General features: G+C 31.4%; 8 protein-coding genes. All 8 read left to right on the top strand.

All coding sequences use genetic code 11. The features are described 5' to 3' along the window. From BM119_RS12105 to BM119_RS12140, 8 genes are read left to right on the top strand one after another with little or no spacing between them, the layout of a single operon-like run. The gene (locus tag BM119_RS12105) at positions 1-447 is read left to right on the top strand and encodes a chemotaxis protein CheW (protein WP_090041806.1); all 447 of its coding nucleotides are present in this window, start codon (positions 1-3) and stop codon (positions 445-447) included. 13 nt (positions 448-460) lie between these two features. Beyond that, on the top strand, positions 461-949 hold the full coding sequence (locus BM119_RS12110; protein ID WP_090041807.1) for a chemotaxis protein CheD: 489 nt from the start codon (positions 461-463) through the stop codon (positions 947-949). Between the two features lie 13 nt (positions 950-962). Further along, on the top strand, positions 963-1,982 hold the full coding sequence (locus tag BM119_RS12115) for a protein-glutamate methylesterase/protein-glutamine glutaminase (protein ID WP_090041809.1): 1,020 nt from the start codon (positions 963-965) through the stop codon (positions 1,980-1,982). A gap of 13 nt (positions 1,983-1,995) precedes the next feature. Then, positions 1,996-2,763, top strand: coding sequence for a CheR family methyltransferase (locus BM119_RS12120; protein WP_090041810.1), 768 nt, complete (start codon positions 1,996-1,998; stop codon positions 2,761-2,763). Positions 2,764-2,777: 14 nt separating this feature from the next. Further along, entirely contained in the window at positions 2,778-4,793 is a 2,016-nt protein-coding gene (locus tag BM119_RS12125; protein ID WP_090041812.1) for a chemotaxis protein CheA, read from the top strand. Between the two features lie 25 nt (positions 4,794-4,818). Then, complete coding sequence (locus BM119_RS12130) at positions 4,819-5,424, top strand: chemotaxis protein CheC (RefSeq protein WP_090041814.1); 606 nt, start codon at positions 4,819-4,821, stop codon at positions 5,422-5,424. A gap of 16 nt (positions 5,425-5,440) precedes the next feature. Next, positions 5,441-5,800, top strand: coding sequence for a response regulator (locus BM119_RS12135; RefSeq protein ID WP_090041815.1), 360 nt, complete (start codon positions 5,441-5,443; stop codon positions 5,798-5,800). 14 nt (positions 5,801-5,814) lie between these two features. Next, complete coding sequence (locus tag BM119_RS12140) at positions 5,815-6,210, top strand: chemotaxis protein CheW (protein WP_090041817.1); 396 nt, start codon at positions 5,815-5,817, stop codon at positions 6,208-6,210. The last annotated feature ends 54 nt before the right edge of the window (positions 6,211-6,264 follow it).

Consider the following 6,264-nt stretch of genomic DNA (forward strand, 5'->3'; position numbering starts at 1 on the left):
ATGGATTTTCAAGAAACAAAGATACTTATTTTTAATTTAAATGGAGAAAATTTCGCTGCTGATATAATGGAAATAGAGAGAATTTTAGATTATACACAGCCAACTAGAATGCCTAATTTAAATGATTTTATTGAAGGCGTTAGAAATTATGAAGGTGGTATACTTCCTATAGTAAATTTGAATAAAAAATTTAGTATGAAAGTTACTGATATAAATCCAGATAGTAAAGTAATAGTTGTTAAGGATGATGATGCTAAGGTTGGTATGGTAGTAGATTTTGTATCAGAAGTGAGAGATGTAAGTGCTGAAAATATAGAAAAAGCACCTGCAATAGTTGCTAAAATTTCAGATAGATATATTAAAGGACTTATAAAAATTGATGGCAAAATTGTAATATATTTAAATCTATCTAAAATACTGTCTTCAGAAGAAAAAGCATCATTATAGCAGGGGGAATAGTATGGAGTCTAAAGAAGTAAGAGTTGGGATTGCTGATTTGAATGTGGTAATATCTCCGGATAGGTTAATAACTGTTGGATTAGGATCATGTATTGGAATAGCGATACATGATAAATATTCAAACATTGCAGGACTTGCTCACATAATGCTCCCAGATAGTACACAATTTTCAAATGTGACAAATCCTCTAAAATTTGCAGATTTGGCAATCCCCCTTTTAATAGAAAAAATGATAAAACAGGGTGCTAATAAGAGACATATGAAAGCTAAAATAGCTGGAGGAGCATCAATGTTTAATTTTCCGGATAAAAAAATGATGACAGATATAGGGGCAAGAAATGGAGAAGCCGTAAAGGTTGCACTAGGGAAGGTAAATATACCTTTAATAGCTGAGGATATTGGAGGAAACAAAGGAAGAACTATGATTCTGAATGCTAATAGCGGAATGGTTCAAATAAGAACAGTAGGTGTTGGAATAAAAGAATTTTAATGGAGTTGGTAACTTGGAGAAAATTAGAGTCTTAGTAGTTGATGATTCTGCATTAATGAGAAGAATAATATCAGATATGATAAATCAAGAAGAAGATATGGAAGTTGTATCTGTTGCAAGAAATGGTGAAGAGCTTCTACAAAAAATAGAAGTTTTAAAACCAGATGTTGTGACATTAGATGTGGAAATGCCTAAAATGAATGGTGTACAGGCTCTAAAAGAATTAAAAAAGAGAGGCTTAGAAACACCTGTAATAATGCTAAGTAGCATAACTACAGAGGGAGCATGTATTACAATAGAATGTTTGGAGTTAGGAGCCTTTGATTTTATATCTAAACCATCAGGTTCAATATCATTAGATATAAATAAAGTAAAAAATGAGTTGATTCAAAAGATAAAATCTTCATATAAGAACAAAAATAAGGTAGTAGTTAAGCCAAAAACTATAGTGAGAAAAAGTTTAGAAGGTTCATTAGAAGCTATAGTTATAGGAGCTTCAACAGGAGGCCCTAAAGCTTTAACCACAGTTATAACAAATTTACCAGAACATTTAGGACTACCTATATTAGTTGTTCAACATATGCCAATAGGATTTACTAGGGCATTTTCAGAAAGATTAAATAACAATAGTAAGATACGAGTAGTTGAAGCTGAAAATGGAATAAAAATAGAAAAAGATACTGTGTATATTGCTCAAGGTGGAAGCCATATGGAGGTTTCTTTAGATAAGAAAATAAGGTTAACAAAAGATCCATCAATATGGGGTGTAAGGCCTGCTGTAGATAAATTATTTATTTCCGCTTCTAAAGTTTATAAGAATAAACTTATGAGCATAGTTTTAACGGGCATGGGTAAGGATGGAGCAAATGGTTCTATAGAAGTTAAAAAGCAAGGTGGCTTTACTATATCTGAAGATGAAAGCACTTGCACAATATATGGAATGCCAAAAGCTGCATTTGAGACAGGAATAATAGATGAGGTTTTACCACTTGGACAAGTACTATCAAAGATTGTAAAATCTTCAATGAAATAATTAGGAGGAAACAATGGATTTTGAAAAATTTGAAGCCTGGGTTTTAAAAGATATAGGAATAAACCTATCTGCTTACAAATCTAATCAACTTCATAGACGTATATCTAGCTTAATGGCTAGAATAGGTGTAAAAACTGCAGATGAGTATATAACATTACTAAAAAAAGATGAAAAGGAAAGGCAAAAATTTTTAGATTTTATAACTATTAATGTAAGTGAATTTTTTAGGAATCCTGAGATGTTTGAAGAATTAAGAAAGATAATTAACAATGACTTACTGAAAAATAACAGAAGTCTTAGAGTTTGGAGTGCAGCCTGCTCAATAGGCGCTGAGCCATACTCTTTAGCCATGATTCTTAATGAATTAAGTCCAAATAGTAGAAATTATATACTTGCTACTGACATTGACAATACTATAATTAATAAGGCCAAGGCAGGGGAATACAATGAAAGTGAAATAAGAAATGTAAAAAAAGATTACATGAATAATCATTTCACATTAAAGAATGATAAGTATTTAATCGATAATAAAATGAAGTCAATGGTTACATTTAAAAAGCATGATTTAATATTAGATAGGTATGAAAAAGATTTTGATATTATAGTTTGCAGAAATGTGGTTATTTATTTTAATACCGATGTAAAGAATGCTATATATAAGAAATTTGCTGAATCCCTAAAGCCTGGTGGACTACTATTTGTAGGAGCCACAGAAAGTATATATAATTATAGAGAGTATGGTTTTGAAAAGGCTTCAACTTTTATATATAGGAAGCTATAAGGGGGAATATGCGGGTGGATACTTCACAATATCTTTCAATGTTTTTAGAAGAATCCATGGATAATCTACAAACTTTGAATGAAACACTATTAGAACTTGAGCAAAATCCTGATGATATAGACAAGTTAAATGAGATTTTTAGGGTTGCTCACACAATAAAGGGTATGGCAGCTACCATGGGATTTAGTAAAATGGCTGAGCTTACTCATAATATGGAAAATATATTATCTAAATTTAGAGATGGTGAGTTAACAGCTGATCAATATGTTGTTACTATATTATTTAAATGTCTAGATACATTAGAACAAATGGTAAATAATATTTCAGAAGATGCTGAGGATACTACAGATATTCAAACGCTAATCAAGGAATTGACAGCGTTGACATCTAAAGATACAAAGGAAGAAGAACAATTAGTTTCTAGTGAAATAATTGAGCTTAACGAGTATGATATAAGTGTTCTAAAGCAAGCATCAGAAAGAGGCTTTAATGTATTTGATATAAAAATAATATTAGATGAAAATACTTTGTTAAAATCAGCAAGAGCATTCTTAATATTTAAATCTTTAGAAGAAGCTGGTGGAGAGATAATTAAGTCAAACCCTTCATCAGAAGACATAGAAAATGAAAATTTTGAGTTTGAAATAGAAATTGTTTATATAACAAATAGAGAACTTAATGAAACATTAGATCTAGTAAATTCAAATTCAGAGATTAAAAATGTAGAAGTAGTAGAAATTGATTTTAATAAAGAAAAAGTTAATGATACCGAGACAGAAACCAAAGAGAAGGCTAAAGAAGAACAAAAGGTTATAAAAACAGAAGAAAAGGAAATAGTGAAAGAAATAAGTAAGCCAGTAACAAATGTGCTAAAAGAAAATACACCTAGCCATAAAAAGGCTCATCAATCGGTAAGAGTTGACTTAGAGAGACTTGATAAGTTTATGAATATGGTTTCAGAACTTGTTATTCATAGAACAAGATTAGAGCAAATAAGCACTAATCATAGATTAACAGATTTAAATGAAACTTTAGAGCAAGTGGCAAGAACAACATCAGATCTTCAAGACTTAGTTATGAAGATTAGAATGCTACCACTTGATATAGTATTCAATAGGTTTCCAAGGATGATAAGAGATCTTTCATTGGAACTTGGAAAAGAGATTGATTTTGTAATAGAAGGTCAAGACACAGAACTTGATAGAACTGTTATAGATGAAATTGGAGAACCCTTAATACATCTTATAAGAAATGCCGTGGACCATGGAATCGAGCCTACAAAGGAAGAAAGAGTTTTAAATGGTAAAAAACCAGAAGGTACTATTAAATTAATAGCTTACCAAGAAGGTACCAAAGCTGTAATTAAAGTTCAAGATGATGGAAAAGGTATAAATGTGGAGAAAGTTAAGGCAAAAGCGGAAAAATTAGGTGTAAATACTGAGGCTATGAGTTATAATGAAATAGTTAATCTAATTTTTATGCAGGGTTTTAGCACTAAGGAGCAGGTTACAGACATCTCTGGAAGAGGTGTTGGTATGGATGTTGTTAAGACAAAAATAGCATCCTTAGGTGGAACTGTGGATTTAATAAGTGAAAGTGGTAAGGGATCAACATTCATAATAACTCTTCCATTAACATTACAAATAATTAAAGCTTTACTTGTTAAAGTTGGAGAAGAAACTTTAGCTATATCTCTTGGATATATAGATAGAGTTATAGATTTTACTCCAGATTTAATAAAGAAAACTAATAACAAAGAAGTACTAATGTACAGAGATAATGTTATCCCACTAATAAGAGTGAATGAACATCTAGGAATAAATAGTGGTGAATTAGAAAAAAGTTTTGTTGTAATTGTAAAGGTTGGAGAAAAAGTAGTTGGACTCTTAGTGGATTCATTATTAGGTCAGCAAGAAATTGTAATAAAACCGTTAGGAAAAACTCTTCAAGGGCTAAAAGAATATATAGGAGCTACAATTCTAGGTGATGGTCTTGTAACTTTAATATTAGATGTAGCAGCACTTATTTAACTAAACTCGGGGAGGGTCTAAGGCTATGAGTGAATTAGAGTTTAATGCACTTCAACTAGATGCGCTAAAAGAGGTAGGTAATATTGGAGCTGGAAATGCAGCAACAGCATTATCTCAACTTCTTAATACAAAAGTTGATATGACAGTACCATCTGTAAATATAATACCGTTTACAGAGGTTTTTTCTAAAATTGGAGCAGAAGATTTAGTGGTGGCTGTTATAGTAAGAGTTTTAGGGGATATACCTGGAAATATTCTATTTGTTTTGGAAAAAGAAGTGGCAGAAAATATAATAGAAGCATTAACAGGTTCTAGGGAGGATGAATTCACAGAGATGGGTAATTCTGTTTTATGCGAAATAGGAAACATAATATCTGGATCATATATGAATTCAATAGCTAAATTTACAAATTTAGTTATAACCCCTTCTGTACCAGCAGTAACATATGATATGTTAGGTGCTATATTATCCACAACATTCATTGAATCAGGGCAATTTGATGATAGTGTACTAGATGTGGAAACAAAATTTTTAAATGGTGCTGGTAAATTGGATGTCTCAGGACATTTTTATTACGTGCCGATGCCCGGATCATTAGAAAAAATACTTAATACACTTGGAGTGATGTAAATGGAGGGAATGTGTTATGGCAAGAGTGCTAATTGTTGATGATGCAGCTTTCATGAGAATGATGCTAAAAGATATATTAGAAAAAAATGGCTTTGAAATAGTTGGAGAAGCTAGCAATGGATTGAAAGCGGTAGAAATATATAAAGCAGAAAAACCAGATGTAGTTACTATGGATATAACAATGCCAGATATGGATGGAATCGAAGCAGTTAAAGAAATAAAAGCCTTCGATCCAGCAGCAAAAGTTATAATGTGCTCAGCAATGGGACAACAAACAATGGTTATGGATGCTATTAGAGCAGGAGCTAAAGACTTTATAGTTAAGCCTTTTCAAGCAGATAGAGTTATAGATGCTATAAGAAAGGTATTAGGCTAAAGGAGGCCGTAAAGATGCAAGTTTTAATCTTTAAGTTAACAGATGAACACTTTGCGGTTGAAACTTCAAAGGTTCAGGTTATAAATGACATGATGGAAGTAACTAGGGTGCCAAAGGCACCTAGTTATATAAATGGTCTTATTAATCTTAGAGGAAATATAATATCTCTTCTTGACATAAATCTTCTTCTAAATATAGAAAAAAACTTGGAAGCAGAAGAAAATATAATCATCTTAAATATGGAAGATGAGCAAGTTGGAATATGTGTAGATGAAGTTGAGGAAGTTGTTGAGGTTAATGAAGATAAGCTTGAAACTTTAAAGGATGAGAAAAGTCAAAATTACATCAAAGGAATTATAAATTTCGGCGATAAGATAGTTACAATGATAGATATTGATAAGCTGATTTAAATTTATAAGGAAATGAGGGAATTGTATGGCAGAGGTTTTATCCCAAAGTGAAAT

This window comes from Clostridium frigidicarnis, assembly GCF_900111985.1.
Taxonomy (GTDB): domain Bacteria; phylum Bacillota; class Clostridia; order Clostridiales; family Clostridiaceae; genus Clostridium_Z; species Clostridium_Z frigidicarnis.